This window comes from Methylobacillus draconifructus (assembly GCF_045984385.1).
GTDB lineage: Bacteria > Pseudomonadota > Gammaproteobacteria > Burkholderiales > Methylophilaceae > Methylobacillus > Methylobacillus flagellatus_A.
The window spans coordinates 441,349-464,721 of record NZ_JBJQIJ010000004.1 but is presented as its reverse complement, the minus strand read 5'-3'; the positions used below and the strand labels follow the sequence as shown (position 1 = coordinate 464,721).

The window sequence follows — 23,373 nt, the reverse complement described above, 5'->3', positions numbered from 1 at the left end:
CAACGTGAGTGCATTGTGCAATGAGGACGACTCAGGAAACAGTGCGAAAACACCGAAAGTCATCTCATGATTATCATGAGTCAATCAAGGAGAACCAAGCTCTCACAAAGGCCAGAAAGCAATCAGGCCTCTTGCGAGGCCTGTGACGATGGGGAGTTAAGCGCGTGTTTTCAATATGTGTTCAAGCACTTCGAGGAAACGCGCATTTTCCGCATGCAAGCCGATGCTTACCCGCAGGTAGTCCGGCATTTCATATGCCGCAACCGGCCGCACGATCACGCCGTGCTTGAGCAATTGCTGATACACCTCCCCGGCCTGCGCCACGTGGAAGCTAACGAAGTTGCCATACGAGGGAACATAGTTCAAGCCGAGCCGGACCAAGCCTTGCGTGACCTGCACCATGCCGGCCTGGTTAAGCGCATAACTGCGCTCGACAAATTCATCGTCCTCCAATGCGGCCACCGCCGCCGCCTGGGCTACGCTATTGACGTTGAAGGGCTGGCGCACCCTGTTCATCAAATCCGCAACCGCGGGCGAGGTAACGCCAAAGCCGATGCGCAGGCCTGCCAAGCCATATGCCTTGGACAAGGTCCTGGAAATCAGCAGGTTATCGAACTCAGCCAACCAGGAAAATGCCTCGGACTTGAGATCGGCGGCAAGATATTCGTCATAAGCCTCATCCAGTACCACCAATACCTGTTTGGGCACCTTGGCGAGAAAATCGCGCAAGGCTTGCTTGCCAAGCAAGGTGCCGGTCGGATTATTGGGATTGGCAATGAAGACGATACGGGTCTTGTCCGTGATTGCCGCCAGCATGGCATCCAGGTCGTGGCCGAAATCCCGGGCAGGCACGCTGATGCCGACCGCCCCCGTGGCCTGCGTCACCAAGGCATAGACAGCGAACGCATGCTGGGCGTATACCGCTTCAGTGCCAGGCGTTAGGAACGCACGGGCGGCAAGCTCAAGGATGTCGTTGGAGCCGTTGCCGAATACCAGTTGATCCGGCTGCAGCTTGAATTTGCGGCATACGCAGTCGCGCAGGGCAAAGCTATTGCCGTCAGGATAGCGTGCGATATCCTCCAGCGCCTCCTGCATGGCTTCATAAGCCTTGGGGCTGACGCCCAATGGATTTTCATTGGAAGCCAGCTTGATAATGGCCTCCGGCTTGAGCCCCATTTCCCGTGCAAGCTCGGTAATCGGCTTGCCCGGCTGGTAAGGCGCAATCGCGCGAATATTGGACGGCGCGAGGTCGCACAGCCTGGTCACGATAGGTTTCCTTTGAACATGGTATTGAATTCGAACACGGGCGTTCAAGCGTAGCTTGATTCGCGCCTGCCCTCGCGCTTGGCGTCATACATGGCATGGTCCGCGCGCCTGATGACGTCTACCGCCGACACATCCCGGTACGGGAAGACGCAGATGCCGATGCTGGCGGACAGGTCGCGGATCGGCGGCAAGCCATCGAGAATGATCGGCGCCAGGAACTGCCGTTTCAATTTCTCGGCCAGAATATCGGCGGCTTCCGCATTGCCGATATCGCGTGCCAACACGAAGAACTCGTCGCCGCCCAGCCGCGCCAGGGTGTCCGCCTCGCGCATGGTATATTTCAGGCGCGTCGCCACCTCTTTCAGCACGATGTCGCCGATGAGGTGGCCGTAGGTATCGTTGATCGGCTTGAATTTGTCCAGGTCAATGAACAAGCCGGCACATACCTGGTTGTTACGTGAAGAGTAATTGATCGCCTGCTCGATGCGGTCAAGCAGCAACTCACGGTTGGGCAAGCCGGTCAGGCGGTCATGCAACGCACGCTCCTGCTGGCGCTGGCGCTCGTTGTCCAGATCCTTCTCGCGCAAAAACAATTCCCGGCTCTGCTTTTCAGACACATAGCTAGCGAAGCCGCCGACAATATTCGCGGAGAGGATGAATACGTCATAAATCAGTACCTGCAATGGCGGCAGCGATCTCAAAAACAGAAACATGATGTTGAACACCAAGAACAACACAATGCCGACCAGGGTCGAGTTGAAAAATCGCAGCCCCGAGAAGGTATAGGTCCAGAACACCATGACCACCAAGCCGGTGTAGTAGAAATTGATGGCGGCCACGGGCATGTAGCTCACCTGGGCTAATAGTCCCAGGCCGCTGAACAAGGCGACGATGGCGAGGAACAACTGGTTGTATTTCAGGAAATGTCGATAGAATGAAAGCCAGAACACCGCGAAAAACAGCATTACCGCCATGGTACGGATATACCAGACATGGACAAAGGCATCCGGCTTGACGAATAATGGGTCCAGCAAGCCGTAGAGCATGGTCATGACGGCCCCGATCACCAGGGCCAAGCGTGAATGCCTGCGCAAACTGGAAATGGCGTGCAATTGATAAAGCGCTTCCAGGCGCTCATTCTCGAAACTCAGCGTCCATTTGCGTAGCGAAGCAGACCATAACAAGTTCTGGCTAATCGGCATACTCCCCCTTCAACAACAGATCATTTCCCCGATAATTCGCAAGCACGCACTACCCGCCTCAAACTTCCCGAACGAGGCAACGAAATACTATCATGCAGCTTGCGCTAATTCCGCGCCAGACATTGCATCTGGCACACCCGCATCATATTACGGCAACAGGGTAAGAACCAAGCACCTTGAGCAAGGAAGCACGCTGTTCAAGCTCATGCAATGCCTTGGCCACCTTGGGGTCCTGATAATGCCCCTCGATATCCACAAAGAACACATATTCCCATATCCCCAGCTTGGAAGGACGCGACTCGAACTTGCTCATGTCCACGCCATGCTGGGCCAGCGGCGCAAGCAAGCCGACCACGGCACCGGGCACATTCTTGGCTGCCAGCAACAAGGAAGTCTTGTCCTTGCCCGAGGGGTCGACCTCGTGCGTGGAGAGGATAAGGAAACGCGTCACGTTCTTGGGATCGTCTTCAATATTCTCAGCCAGGACGGCCAAGTCGAATATCTCGGCTGCGCGTTGGCTGGCGATCGCCACCGCAAATGGATCCTGCTTTGCCAGCTCCGCAGCCTGGGCATTGCTGCCGGTGCTGACTCGCTCGACTCCGCCCAGGTTGAGATTGAGCCATTCATGGCATTGCCCAAGGGACTGGGCATGGGAATAGACCCGCTTGATTTCCCCGTCGGTCTGCTTGCTGCGCAATAGGCAATGATGGATCGGCAAGGTGATTTCGCCACAGATGTGCAGACTGGTGGTGGTCAAAAGGTCCAGGGTGCGTCCCACCGCGCCTTCGGTGGAATTTTCCACTGGCACGACGGCATAATCCGCGCCGCCGGACTCCACCATGCGAAATACTTCATCGATGGAAATACACGGTTTGGGAGAACTCAATCCGCCAAACTGCTTGTTGGCCGCCTCCTCGCTGAAGGTGCCTTGCGGACCAAGGAAGGCCACGGAGAGCTCGCGCTCCAATGCGCGGCAATTGGACATGACGCTGCGGAAAATCCCGGTCACCGCTTCTGCAGACAGCGGTCCGGTATTCTTCTCAAGCAGGCGGCGCAACACCTGGGCCTCGCGTTCGGGGCGGTAGACCGGCCCCTCGCCCTTGAGCGCGCCGATTTCGCGCGCCAGGGCGGCCCGCGCGTTGATCAGTTTCAGCAGTTGCTCGTCAATCGCATCGATCTGGTCGCGGCAACCTTTTAGGATATCACTCATGCAGACCTCTCTTAACCGTGAGCGCGCTCGAAATCCTGCATGAAGCCGACCAATGCCTGCACACCGGCCAACGGCATGGCGTTGTAGATGGAAGCGCGCATGCCGCCAAGCAAGCGGTGGCCCTTGAGCTGCAACAAGCCGCGGGCTTGCGCCTGCTTGAGGAATTCCGCATCCAGGGCGCTATCCTTGAGCGTGAACGGAATGTTCATGCGTGAGCGGTTTTCCAATGCGATCGGCGAATTGTAGAAATCCGTGCTGTCGAGATAATCGTACAGCAGGGCCGATTTCTCGATATTGAGCTTCTCGATGGCCGCAAGGCCGCCCTTGGCTTTCAGCCATTTGAACACCAGGCCTGCGATATAGATGCCGTAGGTAGGCGGCGTGTTGTACATCGACTCGTTATCCGCATGCACCTTGTAATCGAACATGGTCGGCGTTCCGGGGAGGGTCTCGCCGATGAGGTCTTCGCGAACGATCACGATGGTCAACCCGGCCGGGCCGATGTTCTTCTGGGCGCCCGCGTAGATCAGGCCGTATTGGCTCACGTCCACGGGACGGGAAAGAATATGCGAGGACATATCCACCACCAGGGGCACATCGTCCACTCGCGGCGTCCAGAACATTTCAAGGCCGCCTATCGTTTCGTTGGATGTGTAATGCAGGAACGCAGCGTCAGGGTTCAGTTTCCATTGCGACTGTTGCGGCACCTGCCGGTATTGCTGCCCGGCAGCGGAAGCCACGATATTGACCTCGCAATACCTGGATGCCTCCTCTATCGCCTTCTGCGCCCAGATGCCGGTATCCAGATAATCCGCTGTCTTCTTGCCGCGCAGCAGGTTCATAGGAATCATGGAAAACTGCGCATGCGCCCCACCCTGCAGGAACAACACCTTGTAGTTGGCTGGAATCCCCATTAGTTCTCGCAAGTCGGCCTCCGCCTCTTGCGCAATGCTGATGAACTCCTTGCCGCGATGGCTCATTTCCATCACGGACATGCCAGAGCCATGCCAGTCCAGCATTTCCTCGCTGGCTTGTTGCAATACCTCCTTGGGAAGCACTGCGGGACCTGCAGAAAAATTATAGATTTGCGTCATCAATACCCTACTTGGCTCTATTCATCGGCAGTTTCGGTGTCGTCATCCGTTTCCACGACCTTTTCCAGGCCGGAAAGCTTCTCGCCTTCGCCCAGGTTGATCAAGGTCACGCCCTGGGTGGCACGGCCCAGCTCGCGGATTTCCTTGACACGGGTGCGGATCAGCACGCCGCCTGTGGTGATCAGCATGATCTCGTCATCGTCGTTCACCAGGCGCGCGCCTACCACCACGCCATTACGTTCGCTGGTGGCAATCGCTTTCACGCCTTGCGTGCCGCGGCCGGAATGACGGAAATCAGCCAGAACGGTGCGCTTGCCGTAGCCATTTTCAGTGGCCACCAATACCGTTTGCTTGTCGTCGTCCGCAATCAATAGCGAAATCACCTGCTGCTTGGCTTGCAGCTTCATGCCGCGCACGCCGCGCGCGGCACGGCCCATCGCGCGCACGTCCTCTTCATCGAACCAGACAGCCTTGCCGCCGTTGGAAACGAGGACGATGTCGTTCACGCCGTTGGTGACTTCAGCCCCGATCAGGTAATCGCCGTCGTCCAGGTTCAACGCAATGATGCCCGAGCGGCGCGGATTGGAGAACTCGGTGAGCGCGGTCTTCTTGACAGTACCCTTGGCGGTCGCCATGAAGACGAAGTGGTTCTCGTCGAACTCCTTGACCGGCAGGATGGCATTGATCTTCTCTCCCTCTTCCAATGGGAACAGGTTGACGATCGGCTTGCCGCGGCTGACGCGGCTGCCTTGCGGCACTTCGTAGACCTTGAGCCAGTAGACGCGGCCGCGGCTGGAGAAGCACAGGATGTAGTCGTGCGTATTCGCCACGAACATCTTGTCAATGAAATCGTCTTCCTTGGTAGCCGCCGCCTGCTTGCCGCGGCCGCCGCGGCGCTGCGCGCGATATTCTTCCAGCGGCTGCGACTTCACGTACCCGGTATGCGAAAGCGTCACCACCACGTCCTGCGGCGTAATCAGGTCTTCCAGCGAAAGGTCCTGCGCGTTGTGCACGATCTCGCTGCGGCGCTTGTCGCCGAACTGGTTGAGGATGGCTGCCAGCTCCTCCACAATGATTTGCGTCACGCGCTCCGATTTGGCGAGGATATCAAGCAAGTCGGCAATGATATCCATGACCTCCTTGTACTCGTTGACGATCTTGTCCTGTTCAAGGCCGGTCAAGCGTTGCAGGCGCATCTGCAGGATTTCCTGCGCCTGCACGTCGGACAATCTGTAGCCGTTCGGAGTCAGGCCGAAATCGACGGACAAGCCTTCAGGACGCGAAGCCTCCATGGCCGCGCGCTTGAGCATTTCCTCGACCACGGGCGACTTCCAGGTGCGCGCCATCAGTTCGCGCTTGGCTTCAGGCGGCGTCGGTGCGGCCTTGATCAGCGCGATCATCTCGTCCACGTTGGCCAATGCAACTGCCAGGCCTTCGAGCACGTGGCCGCGCTCGCGCGCCTTGCGCAATTCGTAGACGGTACGGCGCGTCACCACTTCGCGGCGGTGGCGCAGGAAGGCTTCCAGCATCTGCTTGAGGTTGAGCAGGCGCGGCTGGCCGTCCAGCAGCGCCACCATGTTCATGCCGAAAGTGTCCTGCAGCTGGGTCTGCTTGTAGAGATTGTTGAGCACCACCTCGGGGACTTCGCCGCGCTTGAGCTCGATCACGACTCGCATGCCCGACTTGTCGGACTCGTCGCGCAGGTCGGAAATACCCTCGATCTTCTTCTCGTTGACCAGCTCGGCGATCTTCTCGACAAAGGTCTTCTTGTTGACCTGGTACGGCAGCTCATCCACGATCAAGGCCTGGCGGTTGCCCTTTTCCAGGTCTTCGACGTGGGTGCGGCCGCGCATGACGACGCGTCCACGGCCAGTGCGGTAGCCTTCCCTCACGCCTACCGTGCCGTAAATGATGCCGGCGGTCGGGAAGTCGGGTGCCGGGATGATCTCGATCAATTCATCCACCGTGGTTTCCGGGTTCTTGAGCAGCGCCAGACAGCCTGCAATCACCTCGTTGAGGTTGTGCGGCGGGATATTGGTCGCCATGCCGACCGCAATGCCGGAACTGCCGTTGATGAGCAGGTTCGGGATACGCGCCGGCATGATGAGCGGTTCGTGCTCGGAACCGTCGTAGTTCGGCCCGAAATCAACCGTTTCCTTGTCGATGTCGGCCAGCAGTTCGTGCGCGATGCGCGCCATGCGGATTTCGGTATACCGCATCGCAGCGGCATTGTCGCCGTCCACCGAACCGAAGTTGCCCTGGCCGTCCACCAGCATGTAGCGCAACGAGAAATCCTGCGCCATGCGGACAATGGTGTCGTATACCGCGGTATCGCCGTGCGGGTGGTATTTACCGATGACGTCGCCGACAATACGGGCAGATTTCTTGTAAGGTCTGTTCCAGTCGTTGCTGAGCTCATGCATCGCAAAAAGGACACGGCGATGCACGGGCTTCAGGCCGTCACGCACATCCGGCAACGCGCGCCCCACGATCACGCTCATCGCGTAATCGAGATAGGAGCGACGCATCTCGTCTTCGAGGCTGATAGGAAGGGTTTCTTTGGCGAACTGATCCATTATTGGCTATCGGCTTTAAAATGGCTTAAAGCCATGGATTCTAGCACGATACGCCCGGCAAAGCATGCCGGGATTTAGTCCTTGATCCTGCAGAGGATTTCAGGCCTGGCGCCGCCAGCAGGCTCAATCGCGACCTTGGCATCCATCCCGGCGATTGCAAAAATTAATTAGAAATTTACCCGGAGTTGCTTTAGGCTAACGCGTTTCGAACAACTTAACGATAAAAGGAGAAAGCACATGGCCGTTTTAGTTGGCAAACCAGCTCCCGATTTCACTGCTGCCGCAGTACTGGGTGACAATTCCATCAAGGAAGACTTCAACCTTTCCCAACACATCAAGGGCAAGCCTGCCGTTATCTTCTTTTACCCGCTCGATTTCACTTTCGTCTGCCCTTCCGAGCTGATCGCCTTTGATCACCGCCTGGAGGATTTCAAGTCGCGCGGCGTCGAAGTCATTGGCGTTTCCATCGACTCCCACTTCAGCCACCTGGCCTGGAAGAACACGCCGGTGGACAAGGGCGGCATTGGCAAGGTCGGCTATCCATTGGTAGCGGACATCCGTCACGAGATCGCCAAGGCTTACGACGTCGAATCTGACGGCGGCGTCGCCTACCGCGGCTCCTTCCTCATCAACAAGGAAGGCGTTGTCGTGCACCAGGTGGTAAACGACCTGCCGTTGGGCCGCGACATTGATGAAATGTTGCGCATGGTGGATGCCCTGCAGTTTTTCGAAGAGCATGGCGAAGTCTGCCCAGCAGGCTGGAAGAAAGGCAAGGCCGGCATGAACGCTTCCCCTGAAGGCGTTGCCAAGTACCTGGCAGAAAACGCCTCCGCACTGTAAATTCAGCAGGACGGCGCAATAAAAAAACGGGACTCGATGTCCCGTTTTTTTTATTGGCTACAGCACAAATTGCCTTCGGCTACTTCTTGCGTGCACCCAAGGCTACGACTGCAATCCCTGCCACAATCGCGACGATGCCCAGCACTTCGGGAATCGCCACATCGTTCTCAACCTCGGCGGTTGCCTTCAACGGCCCGATTTGCGCCACCGTTTCCTCCGTAGTAAAGCTGAAACCCTTGTAAACCAACGCTGCAGCGCCCAATACGATCAGCAACACGCCAACAATTATCGATGTTTTCATCGCGGCCTCCTCGCCTGTGGTCAAGAATCTGGATTATGGTTTATTCGTTGAATTTCTTGCGTGCCTCGGCAATAGCATGCTTGATGGCTTCCCATGCCTCGTCGCTGCCCTTCTTGAGCTCCTTCCAGGCTTCTCCTGCCGACGCCTGGATTTCGCCGAGCTTCACCTTGGCTTCTTCGCGCTTTTCCTTCAAGCTGGCAATCTGCTCATCGTATTTGACGCGCAGCTCAGCGTCGGCCTTGCGCACCTTGGCTTCTAGCACGTCGATATCCGCACTCCACTCGTCAAGCTGTGTTTTCAGCTTTTCAACGTATTCATCTTTCAAGCTCATATTGTTCTCCTTATCTGATCTGATCAAACGATTCATGCACTGTCATTATGACAGGCTTACGCTGCAATAGTGCCCGTTTTCAACCCTGGCTGCTGAGCCAGGCGAGGTCGGCCTTGAGGTCGTCGATATGTTCCAGGCCGACGGCAATGCGCACCAGGCCGTCGCCGACACCCGCCGCCGCCCTGGCTTCGGGGCTGACGCGGCTGTGGGTGGTCGTGGCCGGATGCGTAATCGTGCTTTTCGCGTCCCCGAGGTTCGCCGTGATCGAGATCATCCTGGTGGCGTCGATCAAGTGCCAGGCCGCAGGCTGGCCGCCCTTGACGTCGAACGACACGATGGCGCCGCCGCTCTTCTGTTGCTTCTGTGCCAGCTCGTATTGCGGATGGGACGGCAATCCAGGATAGTACACGCGTTCGACGCGCGGCTGCTGCTCCAGCCATTGTGCCAATGCCAAAGCATTGCGCGCATGGGCCTCCATGCGCACGTGCAAGGTCTCCAGCCCCTTGAGGAACACCCAGGCATTGAACGCGCTCATGGTGGGGCCAGCCGTGCGCAGGAAGCCGTAGACCGGCTCCAGCACGTCCTTGCGGCCCAATACCGCGCCGCCCAGGCAGCGCCCCTGCCCGTCGATGTACTTGGTGGCGGAATGCACCACGATATCCGCGCCGAGCTCCAGGGGCTTCTGCAATGCAGGCGTGCAAAAGCAGTTATCCACTGCAAGCAGCGCTCCGGCCTGGTGCGCAATCTCGGCCACCGCCGCAATATCGCAGATTTCGGTCAGCGGGTTGGAGGGCGTCTCCAGGAAGAACAGCTTGGTATTAGGCTTGACCGCCGCTTTCCATGCCTCCGGATCGGAAAGCTGAACGAAGGTGGTTTCCAGCCCCCAGCGTTTGAGGATGTTGCTGAACAATTGCACCGATGTGCCGAAGATGCTGCGCGAAGCGACCACATGGTCGCCGGCGGAACAAACGCCCATGACGCACGCAAGGATGGCCGACATGCCGGAAGAAGTCGCCACGCAAAATTCCGCCCCTTCCAGCGCCGCCAGCTTGTTCTGGAACATGCTGACGGTAGGATTGGTAAAGCGCGAATAGATATTGCCCGGCTCCTGGCCGCCAAAGCGCGCGGCGGCCTGTGCGGCATTTTCGAATACGAAACTGGATGTCAGGAACATGGCCTCGGAGTTTTCCCCGAATGGCGTGTGCTCGCTACCCGCACGCACGCTCAATGTTTCTGCATGCCATTCATGCTGACTCATACTTCTTACCTTCCCGCCCGCTACCGGGCTCAATAACAAAAAGGACGGGCATAAAAAAACCCGCTGTAGCGCCTGGGCTAAAACGGGTTTTTCAATATCAACTCGCTTTAGCAGTATTTATATTGCGCCCGCAAGCTGAGTGCTACTTCTCCTCAAATCGGCGCATGGGTTGATATTAGTCCCGCCAGGGCCCGTCGTCAACTATACCAGCTCCTCCTCTTCGGCCCCGACCAGGTTGAGGTCAAGCTGGGTGATCGAGTTGGCCGGGCGCTTCTGCGCGGCGCCGTCGCCCCGCACCGTCTCTGCACGCGCCAGGTAGGCTTCGTCGATATCGCCGGTGATGTACTTGCCGTCAAAACAGGAACAATCGAATACCTCAATGTCGGGGTTGCTCTTCTGCACGGCGCTGATCAAGGCATCCAGGTCCTGGTAGATCAAGGCGTCTGCGCCGATTTCCGCGCAGATTTCCTCATCCGTACGCCCGGTGGCCAACAGCTCGCTGCGCGAAGGCATATCGATGCCATAGACGTTGGGATAACGCACCGGAGGCGCAGCAGAGGCGAAGAACACCTTGCTCGCCCCGGCATCACGCGCCATCTGCACGATCTGCTGGGAAGTGGTGCCCCGCACGATGGAGTCGTCCACCAACAGCACGTTCTTACCCTGGAACTCCATACCGATGGGGTTGAGCTTCTGGCGTACCGATTTCTTGCGCAAGGCCTGCCCGGGCATGATGAAGGTACGGCCAATGTAGCGGTTCTTGATAAAGCCTTCGCGATAGGTCAGATTGAGCTTGTTCGCCAGCTCCAGCGCGCTCGGGCGGCTGGTATCCGGAATCGGGATCACCACGTCGATCTTCAAGTGCTTCCACTCGCGTGCGATCTTGTCTGCCAGGCTTTCGCCCATATGCAAACGGGTCTGGTAGACGGAAACGTTGTCGATGACGGAGTCGGGACGCGCCAGGTAGACGTACTCGAAAATGCAAGGAGATAGCTGCGGTGCCTCAGCACATTGGCGCGAGAAGAAATTGCCGTCCAGGTCGATGAAGATGGCCTCTCCCGGCTCGACATCTCGCACCAGGGTGAAGCCCAGCACGTCCAGCGCCACACTTTCGGAGGCGACAATATACTCTGTCCCCTGCTCGGACTCGTTCTTGCCGATGACCAGGGGACGGATGCCGTGCGGATCGCGGAATGCCAGCAAGCCGAAATTCGCGATCATGGCCACTACGGCATAAGCGCCGCGGCAGCGCTTGTGCACGCCGGCCACAGCCTCGAATATCATGTCGGTGTTGAGGACCGCGTTGTGCGAGGAGGTCTCGATCTCGTGCGCAAGCACATTCAGCAGCACTTCGGAATCGGAACTGGTATTGATGTGGCGCAAGTCCTGCCTGAACATCTCTTGCTTGAGCTGGGCAGAATTGGTCAGGTTGCCGTTATGCCCCAGCACGATGCCGAACGGGGAGTTCACGTAGAAGGGCTGGGCTTCCGCCGCGGACGAGGAGCCGGCGGTGGGATAGCGGACGTGGGCAATGCCCGCGTTGCCGATCAGGCTGCGCATATGCCGTGTCCGGAATACGTCCTGGACTAGGCCGTTGTTTTTGTGCATGAAGAAGGTATTGCCATCGCAGGTAACAATCCCCGCAGCATCCTGGCCCCGATGCTGTAAGACCAGCAGCCCATCGTACAGCAGCTGGTTGACTGGGTTTTTACCGACTACACCGATAATTCCACACATGAGCTATATGCCTTAGAAACGAAAATCTGGAATAACTAGACAAGCCATTGGCCTCAATCTAGTCGTATTTAATATGTTTTGCAATATCCTGCGGAAACCAGGGCAGGATACCGACGACCATTGCCTCCAGCGGCGCGCTGAACATCGCATTACGCCAACGCGGATCTTGCGGCAACGAAGTCAGGCCGGCCAACAGCACCAGCGTCAGTATAATCAGCAGCCCGCGGGCGAACCCGAAAAGGCCGCCCAAGCCTCGATCGAGGGCGCTCAGACCTATGGTCTTGAATATTTGCGCAATCGCGATCGCCAGCAGGCTACACACCAATAATATGGACAAAAACAAAATTAAAAAGGCCGCAAGGAATTTCAATTCCTCCGCCGGGATGGAATCGGGCAACATGGCCGCCACTTCCACGGTGTAAAGCTTGGCTACCACGAATGCAATTGCCCATGCCGCCAGCGCCAGCACCTCGCGCACAAACCCGCGCATCATGCTGAGCAGGACGGAAACCCCCATGATCACCAGCACTGCATAGTCAAAGCCGGTCATTGCTATTTATTGCTGATGACCATTCCGGACAAACCGGCCGCCTTGACCTTGCCCAACGCCTGCTCGGCAGCTTCACGGCTGGCGAACGGCCCGACGCGCAGACGGGTTTTGTCGCCGCTGGCAGTGGCGATGACTTCGGTATGCGACTTCAGGCCCTGGCCTGATAGCTTATCCTGCAAATTCTTGACGTTGATCGGGTCGGAAAATACGCCGATCTGAACCAGGAAGCTGCCTGTAGCGGCGGGCTTGGCATCGGCGGGCTTTTGCTTTGCTGGTTCAGCTTTTGGAGCTTCCGCCTTGGGAGTCTCGACTTTTGGAGCAACGGGCTTCGCTTCAGGCTTGGCAGCTTCCTTCTTTACGGGCTCTTGCTTGGGCGCAGGCTGAACGGGGGCTGCTTCAAAATCAGGTTCGGTATCCGGTGATTCCGGCACGGACAATACAGGTTCGGAGACGACCTCCTCTACAGGCTCTCCTTGGGGAGCCACCTTGGAGGTGAACTCAGGGCCGTCCTGGCTGGGAATGTTGATCGCGATTTCCTGCGGCAGGGTCTTGCTGCTGCGGTCATCCAGCACCATCGGCAGGATGGTGACCATCAGCAGCACCAATGCGATGGCTCCTACCAGGCGCCTGCGCGCACGTTTCTTGAACTGAAGTTCCTGATCACTCGACTGGTCAGATGCCATCAAAAATCCTACTATCCTTGTTGAGTCAGTGCGCCGCTATCTCTGCAGAACCGGATATGGCAAGCTCGCGCATGATATCGGCCACAGTGAAGAATGAACCAAAGACGATAATTCTATCATTTTCGCCTGCATCATTACAGGCTTGCCGGTAAGCAGTGCTCACATCGGCATGGATGGATACCGGACTGGATGCCGCCTGGGCCAGCACGCATTCGCGCAGTTGCGCTGCGCCGGCCCCCCGGCCATGCGCCACCTTGGCGATATGCCAGGCATCGATATGGGGCGCGACTGCCCGCACCACTCCCGGAATATCCTTATCGGCCAGCATGGAAAACACCGCCAAGGTGCGTCCGGCAACTGGATGCTGTGCGAGATTAGAAGCCAGCGCCCAGGCGGCATGCGGATTATGGGCCACATCCAGGATCACTTGCGGCTGCTGGCGGCACAGTTGGAAGCGGCCGTTGAGGGCAACGCTCTGCAATCCTTGCCGCATGTGCTCCGGCGTCGCGGGCAATATTTCCCGCAAAGCATCGACGGCATTGACGACGCAAGCCGCGTTATTGAGCTGGAACTCGCCCGCCAAGGCGGGCAATGGCAACAGGTATTCATGGGTAGGCGAGCGGTAAAGCCAACCAGTCGCTTGCGGCTGGAAGCGGAACTCTCTGCCGATCAAAAGCAGATCGGCCCCTATCTCGGCCGCATGGGCCTGGAGCGACAACGGCGGACGGACATCGCCGCATATTGCCGGGATGCCGCTGCGGAACACCCCCGCCTTCTCCCGCCCTATGCACTCGCGGTCATTGCCGAGGAAATCCATATGGTCTAGGTCCACGCTGGTGACGATACTGCATACCGGCGAAAACACATTGACGGCATCCAGGCGGCCGCCCAGGCCGACCTCCAGTATCGCCACATCGACATTCGCTTTCACCATGCTCCAGACGGCAGCCAAGGTGCCGAATTCGAAATAGGTCAATGCGGTTTCATGGCGCGCCTGCTCTATCGCCTCAAAAGCCTCAACTAGCACGGCATCCTCAGCCTCGATCCCGCCGATGCGCACGCGCTCGTTATAGCGTACAAAATGCGGGGACGTGTAGCAGCCGACCTTGTAGCCGGCTGCCTGGTAAATGCTTTCCAGCATGGCGCAGGTCGAGCCTTTGCCGTTGGTGCCCGCCACGATCACGATGGGGAATTGCGGATGCAGCCCCAGGCGCTGGCGGACCAGCTCGACGCGCTCCAGCCCCATCTCGATGGAGGCCGGGTGCAAAGCCTCAATGTAAGCAAGCCAGTCCGCTAAGTCACGAGTGGCAGGAAAGAAGGATGTCACAGGAGATTGAATAAGTTACGCCGCGCTTGCAGGAATACGCATAAAGCTGGTCATCAGGGTCGCCAATTTGTCGCGCATTTCACGCCTGTCGACAATCATGTCGATTGCGCCATGCTCCAATAGGAATTCGGAGCGCTGGAACCCTTCCGGCAGGGTCTCGCGGACAGTCTGTTCAATCACGCGCGGACCGGCAAAGCCGATCAACGCTTGCGGCTCGGCAATGATCACGTCGCCCAGCATGGCAAAACTTGCCGACACCCCGCCCATGGTAGGATCGGTCAATACCGAGATATAGGGCAGGCCGGCCTTGCTCAGCTTGGTCAGCGCAGCGCTGGTCTTGGCCATTTGCATCAGGGAGAACAAGCCCTCCTGCATACGCGCGCCGCCGCTGGCCGATACGCAAATGAACGGGATATTGTTGTCAATCGCCGCCTGCACGCCGCGCGCGAACCGCTCGCCCACCACCGAGCCCATGGAGCCGCCCATGAACTTGAACTCGAATGCGGCAGCCACCACCCCTACCGTCTTGATGCTGCCTTGCATCACGATCAGCGAATCGGTTTCATCTATCTCTGTCTGGGTAGCTTTCAAGCGGTCGACATAACGCTTGCTGTCCTTGAACTTGAGCGGATCGACCGGCTGCACTTCCACGCCGATTTCCGAGCGCCCCTCTTCATCGAGCAGGAAATTCAACCGCGTACGCGCAGAGATGCGGTTATGGTAGGAACACTTGGGGCAAACCTCGGCATTGCTTTCCAGATCAGTGCGATACAGCACTGATTCGCATGAAGGGCATTTGCTCCACAACCCCTCCGGCACGGTCTTGCGGCTATTGCCCGCCGGGCGGTTGATCTTTGGAGGCAGAAGTTTTTGCAACCAGCTCATGGTTTATCCTTTATTCAGAAATGAAGCGGCCAGCCATGATCGCCAGCCCTCTACTTTCAATTGCTTTCATTCGGTCAAGCAGGCGGGCCTGCTCGCCCTCATTGATTAACGCTTGGTATCGTCAATGGCAGCGCGCATGCTCTGCGTCAACTTCACCACATTGCTCAACAAATCATCTTCACTGGAATTTTCAATTTCCTGAATCATGCGACTGCCGATCACCACGGCATCGGCCACTTCGGCCACCGCCTTTGCCGTGGCGGCATCGCGCACGCCAAAGCCAACGCCGATGGGTAGGTCCGTCTGGCCGCGGATCGCCTTCACCTTCCCCCCGACTTCGACAATATCCAGATTCTTGGAGCCGGTGACGCCCTTGAGCGAGACATAATAAACAAAGCCTGCAGCCTGGTGCACGATCATGTCGACGCGGCTGCTTTCGGAGGTGGGCGACAACAGGAATATCGGGTCAAGCTGCTGTGTTTTCAGCAGCTCGACAAAATCCTGGCACTCCTCTGGCGGATAATCCACCGTCAGCACGCCATCCACACCCGCCGCATGGGCACGCTCGGCAAACTTGGCCTGCCCCATGGCCTCTATGGGGTTGGCATACCCCATCAAGACGATCGGTGTCTTGTCATCGGTCTGGCGGAATTCACGCACCATCTCCAGCACATCCCCGAGGCCGACCTTGTGCGCCAAGGCGCGCTCGGTTGCACGCTGGATGACCGGGCCATCCGCCATGGGATCGGAAAATGGTACGCCCAGCTCGATGATGTCGGAACCCGACTGCACCAGGGCATGCATCACCGCCACGGTATGCTTGGGATGAGGATCGCCCGCAGTGATGTAGGGGATCAGGGCTTTCTTGCCTTGCGACTTCAGCGCCGCAAAAGTTGCTTGAATACGAGACATGTGAAAAACCAGCTTACAGGGTGATGCCAGCCAGGCTGGCTACGGTGTTGATATCCTTGTCGCCGCGTCCGGACAGGTTGACCAGCAACGCCTGGTCAGGCGACATGGTTGCTGCGAGCTTCATCGCATAGGCCAGGGCATGGCTGGATTCCAGCGCAGGGATGATGCCTTCGGTACGGCAAAGCGTATGGAACGCCTCCATGGCCTCATCGTCCGTGATGGCGACATATTCGGCACGCTTGATGTCCTTGAGCCATGCATGCTCGGGGCCGACGCCAGGATAATCCAGCCCGGCCGAAACAGAATGCGTCTCGATGATCTGGCCGTTCTCATCCTGCATCAGGTAGGTACGGTTGCCGTGCAGCACGCCGGCAGGACTGTTGGCGGTCAAAGGCGCGGCATGCTTGCCGGTGTCGATGCCGTGCCCGGCGGCTTCGACGCCGATCAGGCGCACGCCTTCCACGTCGATGTAGGGATAGAAAATGCCCATGGCATTGGAGCCACCGCCGACACAGGCAATCACCGCATCGGGCTGGCGGCCGATCATTTCCTGCATCTGCTGCTTGGCTTCGATGCCGATCACCGCCTGGAAGTCGCGCACCATCATGGGATAAGGATGAGGGCCTGCAACGGTGCCGATGATATAGAAAGTGTTCGAGATGTTGGTCACCCAGTCGCGCATGGCTTCATTGAGCGCATCCTTGAGGGTCTTGGAGCCGCTTTCCACCGGCACGACGGTTGCGCCCAGCAGCTTCATTCGATAGACATTGGGCGCCTGGCGTTTGACGTCTTCCGACCCCATATACACGACACACTCGAGGCCCAGGCGGGCTGCAATCGTGGCTGTGGCCACGCCATGCTGTCCCGCGCCGGTCTCGGCGATTACGCGCGGCTTGCCCATGCGCTTGGCGAGCAACGCCTGGCCGATCGTGTTGTTCACCTTGTGGGCGCCGGTGTGGTTCAAGTCTTCGCGCTTGAGGTAAATCCTCGCGCCACCGGCCTTCTGCGTCAGGCGTTCGGCATAGTAAACCGGGCTGGGACGCCCGACAAAATGCTTGAGGTCATAGGCGAACTCGGCAAGGAACTCAGGATCATGCCGATAGCGCTCATACATGACCCGCAACTCTTCCAGCGCCTCGACCAAGGTCTCGGCCACAAAAATACCGCCATAAGGGCCAAAATGGCCACGCTGATCCGGCATGTCATAAAGCTGCATTCTGTACTCCTTGCATGAACGCGGCAATCTTGCCCGCATCCTTGATTCCTTTGGTTTGTTCGACACCGCCGCTGACATCCACCGCATAAGGCCGCACCTGGCGGATGGCCGCTGTCACGTTATCGGGGCTCAGTCCGCCCGCAAGCACGATGGGAACTGGCATTTGGCGCGGGACCAGGCTCCAGTCAAACACCTGCCCTGTGCCGCCTGCCACGCCTGGCAAATAAGCATCCAGCAACAGCGCGTGGGCATCATGGTATTGAGTGGCGTATTGTAGCAAATTTGTATCGTTCTTGACGCGGACCGCCTTCATATAAGGCACGCTGTAAACCCGGCAAGCATCGGGAGTCTCATCGCCGTGAAACTGCAATAGATCAAGCCTGACTTTGGCGAGCACCGCTTCTATTTCTCTTGGCTCAGCATCAACGAACAATCCGACGATACTGACGAAAGGCGGCAGCGCAGCCGCGATTTCCTCAGCCTGCTGCAGATCGATACTCCTGGGGCTAGGCCGGTAAAACACCAGCCCGATGGCATCACAGCCATGCTCCACGGCAGCTAGCGCATCCTCGACGCGGGTGATCCCGCAAATTTTGACACGGGTTCTCAAACTCAAAAAAGCACCTGTCATTGAAAGGCGCTAGGGTACCTTAAAGCCGGCCCCCTGTCACAAAAATCCTGATTCATCTCAGGCAATCCCGAGCTGCAATTTGCGCTCAGTGCCAGGCAATCCCCAGCGGGCATCATAGCCCACTCCGGTCAGGTACAGCCCGTCGGGCGAAAAAGTGGGAGGGGAAAGCGTACGGTCCTGTGCTGCGAGCAACTCCGCCATGAACGCTGGAGGATATTTTCCTTTGCCGATATACACCAGCGCTCCCACCATATTGCGCACCTGGTGGTGCAGGAAGGCATTGGCGCAAAAATCGAATAGCAGGCTGCTGCCAAAGGCGTTGACCGAGGCACGGTGCATGGTCTTGACCGGCGACTTCGCCTGGCATTCCGCCGCGCGGAACGCGCTGAAATCATGCTGCCCCTGCAAATAGGCCATGGCTTCCTGCATCGCCTGCAGGTCGAGCGGCTGATGAAACCACCCCGCCTTTCCCGCCATCACCGCGGGGGCTACCGGCTGGTTGATGAGCCAGTATTGATAACTGCGCTGATAGGCATCGAACCGGGCATGAAAACGCGCATCCACCTCGCTTGCCCATAAAACGCGTACGCCTCTTGGCAGTCTGGTGTTCACGCCGCGCACCCAGGCATTTTGCGGCCGTACAGCCGCCGTATCGAAGTGCGCGACCTGGGACAGGGCGTGGACCCCGGTATCAGTACGCCCGGCAGCGGAGACCCGCACCTCGTGGCCGGCCAGCTGCGACAATGCAGACTCCAGGGCATCCTGCACGGCAAGCCCGTTGGGCTGGCTCTGCCAGCCACAAAAGCCGGCGCCGTCATACTCGATACCCAATGCCAGCCTCATACGCTGCCACCCTGCTCCAGATACTTGTTCATGGCGCTATTTTACCCTTGCCTGCCATCGTGTTTGAGCGGCATGCCATTAAAAAAAGCCGGGCAATGCCCGGCTTTGCATGGAAGGCTGGCGCATTAATCAGGCAAGGCTATCCAGGATAGCCTGGGCTTTTTGCTTTTGCCGCGGACCTCCCTCTTTCAGGATTTCCTCGAGCAATTCGCGCGCGCCTTCGTTGTCGCCCATATCCATGTAGGCAGTCACCAGATCCAGCTTGGTGTCCACATCGGCTGACTCTTCAACCTCTCCGTCTGGAGCAAGACTTTCTGCCTCTGTCGAATCACCTGCGACATCCAGGCTGATGCCGGAAAGATCGATATCCGCTGTGGTAGCCTGGGAAGGTTCGTCCTCCTCGATATCCAGATCGAAATCAGGCAATACGATCTCTTCCTCCTGGCTCGGCGCCGCTGTTGCGCTAACACCGCTATTCAGCTCGTCACTATCCAGGTCTATCTCGGCAAAATTGAAGCTGGGAGCCGCATCATCCTGCGGTCCATCAGCTTCAAGAGTCGACTCAGGAACATCCGGACCATTGCCCAGCAACTCAGACAAGTCGCCGCCCGCTTCTGTTTCGGCCTCTTTTGAGGCCGGCTCTTCAGCGAAACTGATTTCCGGCAGATCAAAATCGATATCTGGCAGACCATAGTCCTGCAAATCTTCGCCCTCTGCAGTGCTTTCGGCTGCAGGATTGGGAAGTTCGATTTCCGGCAATGCAATCTCAGGCAAGCCAAGGTCGACATCAGGAGTTTGCAACGGCGAATCTACCGGCTGTTGCTGGCTATCCGCATCATCCAGCTCGGGAATGAAGAACTCAGGCACGGCATCGGCATCCGGTTCGGTTACCGCATTCTCATCCGTTTCATTGCCAGGCAACTCCGGCAAGTCAAAGTCCGGGATTGCGGCATCAAGTTCTGCGATATCCAGTTGCAAGCTGTTCTTGGCTGGCGGCTCCGGCAGGTCCAAGGTGAAGTCCATGCTGTTGCCCGCATGCTGTTCGGCGGCATCTGCATCCGCGTCCTTGGCGCTTTCCAGCGACGCGGCATCCAGATCGAAGTCAAGCGCCGGCAAATCACGCTCTTCCGCCTGACTATCGTCCGCCCCGGCAAAAGGCGCATCGTCAACGACAGAGTCTTGTGCGTCTTTTTCACCCAGCAGACTGGCGCCAGTTGCGACGGCAGCACTGGTGAATGCCGACTGATGATCCTGTGCGGCTTGCTGTTCGGGCTTGCCGGCTTGAGGCGTGTTCTGAGCGGGCAATGATGCAGGCCGCTCAGCTATGTTGTCTTCCGAATACAAGGGATTGTCCGGCTCCAGCTTGCGTCCCATCGCGGCAACCTTGCTCCAGATGGGATCGGCTGCGCCCAGCGTGGTATAGATTTCGCCCGCGACAGTTTCGAATGCCGAGGTATCGTTACGCGCTGCATAAATTTCCAGCAATTTGAGATGCAACTCATGACGCTGGGGCTCCTTGACGATCGCATCCTTGAGGATTTCCTCAGCCTGCGCATCGCGCCCGTATGCCATATAGACTTCAGCCTCGGCAATGGGGTCGACGTCGTGCGTATCGATCATGCCGCCGGTATTCTGGGAGAAATCGTTGAGGAAGGAGGTATCCCCTGTATTGACGGTGGCGCCGGCAGTGTTGCCGAACACGGTATTGGGCTTGAGCCCGCCGGCCGTCTGGATTCCCCTCTCGAAACTGTCCAGCTCGCGCTTGCGTTTGTTGCGCATATAGAGCCAGCCGCCAAGCAACAAGACGATGCCGCCAGCAGCCAGCGCAAGCGGCAATGGATCATCGCCGACCAGTTCGTCAAACAAGCTGGGGTCTTCCACTGCCGGAGCGACCGGTGCAGGCGCCGGTTGAGGTTCCGGCTTCACAGGTTCCGCTTCGTCGCCTGCCGGTGCTGCATCAGTGGCTGGCTCCTGTGCGGAAGGCTCTGCCGCGGGTGCAGCGGCTTCAGGTTCAGGCTGGGGCTCTGGCGTTTCTGCAGGAGGAGGTGCAGGAGCCTCCTCAGGCTTGGCGGGAGGCGCGTCGCCGTTCTGCAGGGTAGCCAACGCCTGGTTCTTGATTGCCAGCAGCTTCTGCATGTCGGCGATTTGCTTCTCAAGCATCGCAGCACGCTCGGCCGCCTCCTTCAAGCTCTTGTCCTTGGCAGTGAGCTCTTCCTGCATGGCATTCAATTGCGCCTGGCTGGCATTGTTGCTGGAAAGCCTGACCACATCACGGGAAGCGTCGGCAGGCGGCGCGGCGCGGTCAGTCGCTGGAGAGGAAATGCGTCCGGATGCAGACTGCTGCGCTCCGCCATCTGTTGAAGGCACTGACTCGGCAGCCAGGTCAGCCAGGCGGTTGCGATAGGCGTTCCAATCAGCGGTCTGGACCCTGACCTCCCGCGTTGCCTCGGCAGGGGTGAGTTGTTGCAGCTCGCTTGCGCTCGGCACGCGCAGGATCTGCCCCACCTTCAGGCGGTTCATGTTCTTGCCGGCAAAGGCATCCTCATTGGCGCGGTACAGGCCGACCAGCATCTGGTCAAGGCTGACGCCCTGCACCTGGTGCTCTCGCGCAATCGCGCTCAAGGTATCTCCGCTAGCGGTGGTATAGCTTTGCGATGCGGAGCTTTGTGCTGGGGCAACTGGTTCGGGAGCGGCTCTTGCTGGGGTTTGAGTCGGCGCCGGTGGGCGTTGGGTAGCTGTACTGGCGGGAGGAGGAGTCTGTGCTGGCGTAGCGGCAGGTGCAGGAATGGCAGGCGCCGCGCTCGGCGGCAGTTGCACGCCATTGTAGACCTGCGCCTGGTTGTTGTAGCCGGGCGGGTCGAGCAATACGGTGTATTCTCGCAGCAAGCGGCCGGTTGCCCAGTCGACCTGGATCAGCATATCCAGGAAAGGGTCGCTGATGGCTTGCGACGACGTGAGCTTGAGTACGGGGGCGCCATCGGCGCGCTTGCTCACATCGACCTTGATGGCATTGTGGATTGCCGTGCGCTCCACGCCTTGGACATTGTAAGCCTCCTGTGGTGCGATGCCCGCCGTCAACGTCGCCAGTTCATCCGGCGTAGTGGAGAGAAGTTCAATTTCAGCAGAAAGCGGCTCACCAAGTCCGGATGTCACGGTCAAGCGGCCCAGGCCTGCAGCCTCGCCCACCATTGGCGCAAACGCCAACAACATGGCAAGTGCGACCCCCTTTAGTTTGGACTTATGCACTATTCCACCCTTATCAACTTTTAAATAGCATTATTAAGCTAACATCAATCAGTTACCGTTTCAAGCTAATACATAACTTTACATTCTCAATGCCAGCCCAGGCAGCATGTATCCCCTGGGACCAAGGTCGCAAGGGCGCAGACTAACGCAATCAGGCTTCCACCAGGATGCGCAGCATGCGGCGCAACGGCTCTGCGGCGCCCCATAACAACTGGTCGCCCACGGTGAAGGCGGAGAGATAGTCGCCGCCCATGCCCATCTTGCGCAGGCGCCCAACCGGGGTCTGCAAGGTGCCGGTCACCGCTGCGGGGCTCAAGCGCCTCATGGTCGCATCGCGCTCGTTGGGCACGACTTCCGCCCATGAATTGGCTGCTGCCAACATATCGGCTATCTCATCCAACGGCACATCTTGCTTCAACTTGATAGTCAACGCCTGGGAATGGCAGCGCATCGCGCCAATGCGCACGCATAATCCATCGATCACGATGGGGTTAGCCTCGCGTCCCAGGATCTTGTTGGTTTCCGCCATGCCCTTCCATTCTTCCTTGCTCTGGCCGTTGCCCAAGTCCTTGTCTATCCATGGGATCAGGCTGCCGGCAAGCGGAACGCCGAAATTGTCCACTGGCAACTCATCGCTACGCAGGGTATCCGCCACCTTGCGGTCTATATCCAGAATGGCCGAGGATGGATCTTGCAACTCGGATGCGACACCGGTATGCACCACACCCATCTGCTTGATGAGTTCGCGCATGTTCTGCGCGCCAGCGCCGGAAGCAGCCTGGTAGGTCATGGCAGTCGCCCACTCGACCAGGTCGGCCTTGAACAGCCCGTTCAAGGCCATCAGCATCAGGGAGACGGTACAGTTGCCGCCAATCCAATTGCGCCCGCCTGCCGACAATGCCTGCTTGATTACGTCCAGGTTGACGGGGTCCAGGATGACCACTGCATCCTTTTCCATGCGCAGCGTGGAGGCAGCATCGATCCAGTGGCCTTGCCAGCCTTCGGCGCGCAGCTTGGGGAAGATATCGCTGGTATAGTCGCCGCCCTGGCAGGAAACGATGATGTCCATGGCCTTGAGTTCGGCAAGCGACTTCGCATCCTTGAGCGGAGGCGTATCGCGGCCGATCGCAGGGCCTGCGCCGCCGGTCTGCGAAGTGGTGAAGAATATGGCCTCGATATCCTTGAAGTCGCCTTCCGCCATCATGCGCTGCATGAGCACGGAACCCACCATGCCCCGCCAGCCGACAAACCCTACTTTGAACATC

20 protein-coding genes are annotated in these 23,373 nt (G+C 58.3%); 1 reads left to right on the top strand and 19 read right to left on the bottom strand.

The genetic code is table 11. The features are described 5' to 3' along the window. Positions 1-156: 156 nt before the first annotated feature. From hisC to gyrA, 5 genes are all read right to left on the bottom strand, one after another. Positions 157-1,266 carry a histidinol-phosphate transaminase gene (gene hisC, locus ACKF11_RS11235; protein ID WP_407997122.1) on the bottom strand — a complete coding sequence of 370 codons (1,110 nt, stop codon included), beginning with the start codon at positions 1,264-1,266 and terminating at the stop codon, positions 157-159. Positions 1,267-1,310: 44 nt separating this feature from the next. Then, a complete protein-coding gene (locus ACKF11_RS11230) occupies positions 1,311-2,468 on the bottom strand; it encodes a diguanylate cyclase domain-containing protein (protein ID WP_407993615.1) in 1,158 nt (385 codons plus the stop codon). Between the two features lie 142 nt (positions 2,469-2,610). Next, on the bottom strand, positions 2,611-3,678 hold the full coding sequence (pheA, locus tag ACKF11_RS11225; RefSeq protein WP_407993616.1) for a prephenate dehydratase: 1,068 nt from the start codon (positions 3,676-3,678) through the stop codon (positions 2,611-2,613). An 11-nt stretch (positions 3,679-3,689) separates the two neighbouring features. Further along, the gene (gene serC / locus ACKF11_RS11220; RefSeq protein ID WP_407997121.1) at positions 3,690-4,772 is read right to left on the bottom strand and encodes a 3-phosphoserine/phosphohydroxythreonine transaminase; all 1,083 of its coding nucleotides are present in this window, start codon (positions 4,770-4,772) and stop codon (positions 3,690-3,692) included. 17 nt (positions 4,773-4,789) lie between these two features. After that, positions 4,790-7,348 carry a DNA gyrase subunit A gene (gene gyrA / locus ACKF11_RS11215; protein ID WP_309565508.1) on the bottom strand — a complete coding sequence of 853 codons (2,559 nt, stop codon included), beginning with the start codon at positions 7,346-7,348 and terminating at the stop codon, positions 4,790-4,792. Between the two features lie 237 nt (positions 7,349-7,585). Between gyrA and ACKF11_RS11210 the strand changes: the two genes are divergently transcribed. Next, positions 7,586-8,188 carry a peroxiredoxin gene (locus ACKF11_RS11210; RefSeq protein WP_407993619.1) on the top strand — a complete coding sequence of 201 codons (603 nt, stop codon included), beginning with the start codon at positions 7,586-7,588 and terminating at the stop codon, positions 8,186-8,188. A gap of 79 nt (positions 8,189-8,267) precedes the next feature. Here the strand turns inward: ACKF11_RS11210 and ACKF11_RS11205 are convergent, their stop codons facing one another. The 14 genes from ACKF11_RS11205 to asd all read right to left on the bottom strand — a co-directional run bounded on the left by ACKF11_RS11205 (position 8,268) and on the right by asd (position 23,372). Continuing rightward, positions 8,268-8,489, bottom strand: coding sequence for a hypothetical protein (locus ACKF11_RS11205; RefSeq protein WP_309565510.1), 222 nt, complete (start codon positions 8,487-8,489; stop codon positions 8,268-8,270). Between the two features lie 40 nt (positions 8,490-8,529). After that, positions 8,530-8,820: a sll1863 family stress response protein gene (locus tag ACKF11_RS11200; RefSeq protein ID WP_407997120.1), complete on the bottom strand. Its 291-nt coding sequence runs from the start codon at positions 8,818-8,820 to the stop codon at positions 8,530-8,532. 79 nt (positions 8,821-8,899) lie between these two features. Continuing rightward, positions 8,900-10,078, bottom strand: a complete 1,179-nt coding sequence (locus ACKF11_RS11195) for an O-succinylhomoserine sulfhydrylase (protein ID WP_407997119.1) — start codon at positions 10,076-10,078, stop codon at positions 8,900-8,902. 201 nt (positions 10,079-10,279) lie between these two features. Beyond that, positions 10,280-11,815 carry an amidophosphoribosyltransferase gene (gene purF / locus ACKF11_RS11190; RefSeq protein WP_309565513.1) on the bottom strand — a complete coding sequence of 512 codons (1,536 nt, stop codon included), beginning with the start codon at positions 11,813-11,815 and terminating at the stop codon, positions 10,280-10,282. A gap of 58 nt (positions 11,816-11,873) precedes the next feature. Beyond that, positions 11,874-12,365 (bottom strand): CvpA family protein, encoded by a 492-nt coding sequence (locus ACKF11_RS11185; RefSeq protein WP_407997118.1) that lies wholly within the window; start codon positions 12,363-12,365, stop codon positions 11,874-11,876. A 2-nt stretch (positions 12,366-12,367) separates the two neighbouring features. Continuing rightward, entirely contained in the window at positions 12,368-13,048 is a 681-nt protein-coding gene (locus tag ACKF11_RS11180; RefSeq protein WP_407993623.1) for an SPOR domain-containing protein, read from the bottom strand. A gap of 25 nt (positions 13,049-13,073) precedes the next feature. Continuing rightward, on the bottom strand, positions 13,074-14,375 hold the full coding sequence (gene folC, locus ACKF11_RS11175; protein ID WP_407997117.1) for a bifunctional tetrahydrofolate synthase/dihydrofolate synthase: 1,302 nt from the start codon (positions 14,373-14,375) through the stop codon (positions 13,074-13,076). A 15-nt stretch (positions 14,376-14,390) separates the two neighbouring features. Next, the gene (gene accD / locus ACKF11_RS11170) at positions 14,391-15,260 is read right to left on the bottom strand and encodes an acetyl-CoA carboxylase, carboxyltransferase subunit beta (RefSeq protein WP_407993625.1); all 870 of its coding nucleotides are present in this window, start codon (positions 15,258-15,260) and stop codon (positions 14,391-14,393) included. Between the two features lie 105 nt (positions 15,261-15,365). Beyond that, positions 15,366-16,172, bottom strand: a complete 807-nt coding sequence (gene trpA, locus ACKF11_RS11165) for a tryptophan synthase subunit alpha (RefSeq protein WP_407997116.1) — start codon at positions 16,170-16,172, stop codon at positions 15,366-15,368. A 13-nt stretch (positions 16,173-16,185) separates the two neighbouring features. Further along, positions 16,186-17,388, bottom strand: a complete 1,203-nt coding sequence (gene trpB / locus ACKF11_RS11160; protein ID WP_407997115.1) for a tryptophan synthase subunit beta — start codon at positions 17,386-17,388, stop codon at positions 16,186-16,188. Continuing rightward, the gene (locus tag ACKF11_RS11155; RefSeq protein ID WP_407997177.1) at positions 17,375-17,998 is read right to left on the bottom strand and encodes a phosphoribosylanthranilate isomerase; all 624 of its coding nucleotides are present in this window, start codon (positions 17,996-17,998) and stop codon (positions 17,375-17,377) included. The genes trpB and ACKF11_RS11155 overlap by 14 nt, the downstream gene beginning before the upstream one ends. A gap of 78 nt (positions 17,999-18,076) precedes the next feature. Then, positions 18,077-18,862, bottom strand: a complete 786-nt coding sequence (gene truA / locus ACKF11_RS11150) for a tRNA pseudouridine(38-40) synthase TruA (protein WP_407997114.1) — start codon at positions 18,860-18,862, stop codon at positions 18,077-18,079. A 129-nt stretch (positions 18,863-18,991) separates the two neighbouring features. Further along, positions 18,992-22,108, bottom strand: coding sequence for a FimV/HubP family polar landmark protein (locus tag ACKF11_RS11145; protein WP_407997113.1), 3,117 nt, complete (start codon positions 22,106-22,108; stop codon positions 18,992-18,994). Between the two features lie 151 nt (positions 22,109-22,259). Beyond that, complete coding sequence (gene asd, locus ACKF11_RS11140; RefSeq protein WP_407997176.1) at positions 22,260-23,372, bottom strand: aspartate-semialdehyde dehydrogenase; 1,113 nt, start codon at positions 23,370-23,372, stop codon at positions 22,260-22,262. Between the last annotated feature and the right edge of the window lies 1 nt (position 23,373).